Annotated in this window: 1 protein-coding gene; it reads left to right on the top strand. The window is 31.6% G+C overall.

Annotated elements, in window-relative coordinates; translation table 11 throughout:
* Positions 1-9: 9 nt before the first annotated feature.
* The gene (locus J3U20_RS07530) at positions 10-5,784 is read left to right on the top strand and encodes a leucine-rich repeat protein (protein ID WP_221410890.1); all 5,775 of its coding nucleotides are present in this window, start codon (positions 10-12) and stop codon (positions 5,782-5,784) included.
* Positions 5,785-6,208: the final 424 nt, after the last annotated feature.

Genomic DNA, 6,208 nt, shown 5'->3' with positions numbered 1-6,208 from the left:
GCTCCAAATTTGCATACTTTGGGGGTTGATGCTTTCTACTATTCTAAAATTGACCAGATAGATCTGAGTAAAGCTCCCAATTTACATACTTTAGGTAAGGGGGTTTTTGAAGGCTCTGAGCATATAAAACTTATTGATTTATCTAAAAATGCCCTGATTAAAATTATCGGTGAAGATGCTTTTTATAAGGTAGGCGGTAAAGTTATTCTTCCTGATTATCTTGAATCATTACCTTATAGATCTTTTAGATATTTCAACGGTTTCATTGTTTTACCTAAAAATTTAAAAACTATCGGGAAAGAGGCTTTTTATAATTCTTTAATAAAAGAAATAACTTTACCTGCCTCGCTTAAAAAAATTGATACAGAGGCTTTTAATGGTGCTAAACAATTAGTTTCTATTACCAGTAACAATACAATTCCGCCTTCTTTGGGTAAAAATGTATTTAATGGGGTTGATAAAAATAACTGTTTGTTACAAGTTCCTAATTCTTCTCGTCAACTATACGCAAAAGCCGATCAATGGAAAGATTTTCAATTTAAAGAGGCCAATTTATTTATTTCTTTAAATTTACCCGATACAGATTTCTCGGTTAATACCCCTTTTTTAGTTTCCACTACTCTTGAAAATAAGGGTAAATCCGAAGCTAATAATAATGGTGAAGTAGCTTATTTTTTATCTGAGGATGATCGTTGGGATGATAACGATTATTTACTTGCTAAACATTCTATCTCTGAAACTATACCTGCCAAGGATAAAATCTCTTTTACTACCTCAATATCATTCCCTGATAAATTAGGTAATTTTTTCTTACTTGCTGTGATCATTCCTAAGGACTCAGCGGATATCCCATTGGAAGATTACTCAAGCTTTGCAGGAAAAATACATTTATCACCTGAATATAAAGTGAGCATAAACCCCTTAGATAAATCCATTTATTCCAGAGGGGAAAAAATAATTTTTAATGGTAAAGCCCGGTTGGCTGATAAAAGCCCTGCCATTGATAAAAATATTAAAATTAATATAGTTACTGCAGGTACAAAAAGGGAGTTTTTTGCTAAAACTAATACCAAAGGAGAGTTTACCTACACCTTCACCCCTTTTGATGAAGAATTCGGTTTTTATCAAGTGGGAGCCTCTCATCCTGATATCTCTACTTCTGCAGCGCAAACTGATTTTACTATTCTAGGTATAGATATTATCGACAGCAATATTATATTTAAAGGGATAGTAAACAATACTGTAGAAGGATCTATTGAAGTTAAAAATAAAACCCATCTTACTTTACATACTATTACTGTCCATCCTAAAGTTAATTCCGATAGTTATTCTATTTCTTTTGAACCATTGACCGTTTTAGTACCGGGTAAATCAGCTTTTTTAAAATACAAGCTTAACGCTAAAAAGGTTACATTGACTGATAATTACGAGTCTGCAGCCTTCGACATTAAAGCAGAGGAAGGTAATTTGGCTGAATTCTCCGCTAAATTTACCGCAACTACAGGTAAAGCTTATTTGGAGGTGAAAAAGTTTCCTAAAGATATTACTATAACTAAAGGTAAAAAACGTTTGGTTGAATATACTCTTTTTAATTCCGGAAAAGAAAATACGGGCAAAATCTCTCTTTCTTTACCTTCTGAGGATTGGTTCAGAATTTTAAGTCCGGCCACTGCTTCAATTGATAATTTACCGCCGGGACAAACTGCTACCTTTACTATTGAGCTCACAGGTAAGTCGGATCTTCCTTTGAATTCACCATTCAAAGGATCCATAGCCGTAAATACCGAAAAAGCCAATTCAATATTAATTCCTTTTGACATTGAGTTTGTTTCTGAAAATGTTGGATCTTTATGGGTGGATGTGGTTGACGAATATTCTTATAATACACCAAGTAAACCTCATGTTAAAAATGCTAAAGTGGTTATTTCACATCCATTTTCCGGTAAGGTGTTGAGCGAAGGATTAACCGACCAAAATGGATTGTATAAATTGGATAGTATTCCGGAAGGGTATTATACCGTTTCTGTTTCTGCTGATAAGCATGAAAGTTATAAAAATAATATTTTAATAAACGCCGGTAAACTCAATAATCAACGGGTGTTTATTTCTTACATGGGGGTTTCATATACCTGGGAGGTAACTCCAACAGAAATTGAAGATGAATATGATATCGATTTAAAAGTTGATTATGAAACCAATGTTCCTCAACCGGTGGTTATTATGGAATTCCCTAAACCCTTACCGGATCTTAAACCGGGTAATACGTACAGCTTTATGGTTACTTTAACCAATAAAGGACTTATCGCGGCAGAAAATGCTAAAATTCAATTTGATTCATATAATAATTACGTATTTACCCCTTTAGTTAATAAAGTAAACATTCCTGCTTTAACGGCTATACAAATACCGGTAGTAATGAGTATGAATAATTCAAATAATAATAGTTCCAATGGAAATAGTGAAAACAACAATAACAACAATGGTTCCAATGGAAATGGTGAAGACAACAATAACAATAATAGTTCCAATGGAAATAGTGAAGACAACAATAATAACAACAATGGTTCCAATGGAAATAGTGAAGACAACAATAACAACAATGGTTCCAATGGAAATGGTGAAGACAACAATAACAACAATGGTTCCAATGATAATAACAATAATTCAGATAATAATAACAATAATTCAGATAATAATAATAGTAATAAGGATAAAAACGATGATAAGGTTAACAAAAATAATGGCTGCATAAGTTATGTTAAAGTTTTTTATGAATACAAGTGCGGTAACACTACAGTTAAAAAATCTTCTTACAAGATAACCCATATTAACCCAGGTTGCAATAACAATAATTCTTCGGGGCATTTGGATTTATCCAATGGAAGCGTGAGTACTGGAAGTGGTGGGTTTATTCCTATTGTTATATCGGGTGGCTGTACCCCTTTACCTCCATGCCTTATTGAAGCTGGTGGAGCAATTATAAGTTGTAACCCACTTCCTCCATATATAGGCTGCGCCTATAGTTTTATAACTTCAGGAGTAAATACTAAAAATATAATACTTTGCCTGATAGGTTTCTTAGAAAAAAAACCGAGTAAATTTGGTATAGGTATAAGCTGTGTTGTAGCTTTATATGACTTTTTTAATTGTGCGTTAGAAGATATTATAAATAAGTTTCAAAAATCTGGCTCAGACAAGATTCAGATTAATGATATGGAAGCTATACTTAATTTTATAAACACTGTAAATAGTTATTATGCTGAATATTATGGTAATTCAATTATGAATTCCTCTTCTTTTTTACAATTCGCAAATGCAACTGCTGCTCACTTAGGTGACAATAAACCTTTTACACCTCAAGATATTGCCAATATCAAAAGCCTTTTTGCTAATTCTGATATAAGCTCTTCTACCATGGATTACTTTTTTACTCGATGGAATTTAACTCTTCAAGCTTGGGATAATGGAGTTTATACTCCTAATGATAATTATCCTGACATAGTAAATAAAACTAAACTTAATGAATATTTGAAAACTATGATTTCTATAAAAGAATATGTAAGTTCCAGAGGATATGATTCTATAGATGAATTATATGCAGACAGGCTTAAAGAAGCTAAAGAATATTTTACTCGCAAACAAAATTCCGTTTGTGCTAAAGTTTCATTAGACATTAAGCAAAAAATGGTTATGACAAGAGAAGCTTTTGAAGGGAATTTTACTCTAACTAATGGTAGCCAACAAAAAGAGATTACTAATATTAAGCTTGATATAGAAATTAGAGATGATCAAGGCAACTTAGCTAATGACCTTTTCCAAATTAATATTAAATCTCTTACAGATTTATCAGCCATTGATGGTACCGGATCTTTAGACCCGGGCAAAAAAGGTTTTGCCTCCATTTTATTTATTCCTACCAAGAAGGCAGCTCCTAATAAAAAGAAATCATATTCTTTCGGCGGTACTCTTTCGTATACCAATCCTTTGACTGATGAAGTAACTACGGTTAAATTGTTCCCATCTATTTTGGATGTCCATCCTAGTCCTGAAATTTATCTAGATTATTTTATGCAGAGAAACATTTTCGGGGATGATCCGTTAACCGAAGACATTGAACCTATCATCCCGGCTGAATTGGGACTTATTATTCACAATAAAGGAATGGGAACGGCTAAAAATGTACATGTTAGTTCAGCTCAACCACAAATTATTGATAATCAAAAAGGATTAGCTATTGATTTTGATATTATTGGTTCCAACTTTAACGGTAAAAAACGTCAATTGGGAATTACCAATATCGATTTCGGAACTATAGAAGGTGGTAAAACTGCGGTTGGACAATGGTGGTTTACCAGCTCTCTTTTAGGTCATTTTATAGATTTCGAAGCAAAAATTTCTCATTCTAATAGTTTTGGTAATCCGGACCTTAGCTTAGTAGGTGGTATTAAAATTCATGAATTGATTAAAAGTATCCGAGTATACGGTAATCAGGATGATGGCATAAATGACTTCTTAGTTAATGATAATCAAGATATAAAAGATTTTCCTGACTCGTTATTCTTATCTAGCGGTGGAACTGAGCCAGTGTTCCGTACTAAAAATATCGTAATTAAAGAGAAAAATCCCGATACTTTTGTATCTCAAATTGAAATTACTCCTTCTAAAGAAGGATGGAATTATGGTTTAATCAATGATCCTTGGAACGGCAAATATGTGATTACTAAGATTGTTCGTAATGATGGTGTGATTATTCCGTTGGATAACTTCTGGTTAACCCAATGTACACTACATGATAATGCGGATCCTGTTTATGAAAATAAGTTACATGTCATCGATAAATTTGAATCTATACATAGTGCTATCTATACCGTTTATTGGAAAATCAATAAAAATAATGCGGTGAGGGTCGAGGCTATTACTCATGTTCCTGAAAAAACTATTTATGAAAGCTTGAATTATGTTGATGTCAGATTCAATACTCCTATTAATCCTGCAACTTTTACTTACAAAGATCTTTATTTGTCTTGCCAGGGTGGTAAAAATTTAATCGACTCCGGCATAACAATACATAAAATCGATGAAAGAAATTATCGCGTGTATATTGGATCTAAAACTATGAAGTTTGGGTATTACAGATTCCGTGTATTAACCAATGATATAGAAGATGCTAACGGAAATAAGGGGTCAACAGGTAAAGAAGCCGGTTGGACTCAATCTCCTCAAATTAATGTAATTAATGTTTCAGGTATTCTTAATGATGGACAGCCTGTGGATAAAGTAACTATTCAATTTAATATGCCGGTGAATTTTACTAAGGAGGCCATTTATCTTAGAAAAGGTAATTCTGAAACAATCCTTCTGGATAACGTAACTATAACCAATAGTGAAGATAAAACTATTTTTACTGTTGAAGGCTTAAAACAATATAATTATATGGATGGTAACTATACATTAGTTATAGACCTGTCTAAAGTTCCGGATACTAACGGTAATAAAGGGAAGGATAATCATTCTGAAAAATGGATGGTATATCCTGCTAATGCCTACATTAAGTTATATCCAAATCCAGTATTATATAACCTTACTCTTGAATCTAATATTCCTTTTAAGTGGTATCATATTGTCTCTCTTTTTGGTAAATCTGAATTTTACCAAACTTTCCCGGATCATACTTACAAGGCTATTATTAAAACCAATAACTCTTGGAATAAAGGAATTTATTTGATTTTCATTTATGACAGTAACAATAAATTAATTGCAGTTAAAAGATTTATTAAAATTTAACTCTTTTAATTTATTTTAAGTATTTTATTTTTTTATTATATTTTAAATCACGGGGAGAATTATCGTTCTCCTCGTGATATTTGTTACTCTATCTAATTTATAATATGTTTTGAATTTTTTATCTATGAAGAGAAAGATATATAAAATATACAATTTGACAATTTATTAATATGCTATGTTAATTTTAAAAGCAACCATACAATTATTCATTAAAAAAAACAAATGCCAAAAAAAATACATTTTTGGCATTTTAAATTTATTTACTCATTGAATAAGTAAATCGTTATTGAATTTTAGTGTTAATAAACCCTGATTACGAATTTATTACATCAAATGTAAGAAATTTAACCTTTGGCTGTTACCGTAATTTCATAATTAAAATAATTATCATAAAATAGATAAATTATTCACAATATATATCTTA

Origin of the sequence: Apibacter sp. B3919 (genome assembly GCF_026537405.1) — a bacterium.
Lineage (GTDB): Bacteria > Bacteroidota > Bacteroidia > Flavobacteriales > Weeksellaceae > Apibacter.
The sequence above is the reverse complement of the archived record's forward strand: the minus strand, read 5'-3'. Positions and strand labels throughout refer to the sequence as shown.